The organism is Burkholderia sp. E168m23 (genome assembly GCF_016586125.1).
Classification (GTDB): Bacteria; Pseudomonadota; Gammaproteobacteria; order Burkholderiales; family Burkholderiaceae; genus Burkholderia; species Burkholderia orbicola.
The window spans coordinates 1-758 of record NZ_BCPP01001593.1 but is presented as its reverse complement, the minus strand read 5'-3'; the positions used below and the strand labels follow the sequence as shown (position 1 = coordinate 758).

The following is a 758-nucleotide window of genomic DNA, read 5'->3' as shown; positions in this document are numbered from 1 at the left end:
GACGTTGCCGGTCGGCGAACCGGCGATCAATCCGGTGCCGCGCCAGATGATGACTACCCACCTCGAAGCGCTCGCCGCTGAACACGGCTACGCGGGCGGCTTCGACGTGACGATCGGCGTCGAAGGCGGCGAGGCGCTTGCGCTGAAGACGATGAACCCGCGCCTGGGCATCGTCGGCGGGCTGTCGATCCTCGGCACGACCGGCATCGTGCGGCCGTTCTCGTGTTCGGCCTATATCGCGTCGATTCATCAGGGCATCGACGTCGCACGGGCGAACGGCATCGCGCATATCGCCGCCTGCACGGGCAACGCCAGCGAGGACGCGATGCGCGCGCACTACCAGTTGCCCGACATGGCGCTGATCGAGATGGGCGATTTCGCGGGCGCGGTGCTCAAGCACCTGCGGCGCGCGCCGGTCGCGCGCCTGTCGATGTGCGGCGGCTTCGGCAAGTTGAGCAAGCTCGCGGCCGGCCATCTCGACCTGCACAGCCGCCATTCGAGCATCGACCTGCCGCTGCTCGCGCAGTGGGCGGCCGAAGCCGGCGCGAACGAGGCGCTGCAGGCCGCGATGCGCGCGGCGAACACCAGCCAGGAAGCGTTGAAACTGGCGCAGGCAGACGGCGTGCCGCTTGGTGACCTCGTCTGCGCGCATGCGCTGCGGGTGGCACGCAACATCGTGCCGCCGTCGGTCACGGTCGAGATGTTCGCGATCGACCGGCAGGGCCGCTTCGTCGGGGTGGCGCGATGAGCCCGCGCAT

The 758-nt window shown here is 69.5% G+C and carries 1 protein-coding gene; it reads left to right on the top strand.

The features are described from left to right. On the top strand, window positions 1–748 hold a 748-nt coding region (locus JMF90_RS39090), incomplete at its 5' end, for a cobalt-precorrin-5B (C(1))-methyltransferase (protein WP_201326550.1). Window positions 749–758 lie beyond the last annotated feature (10 nt).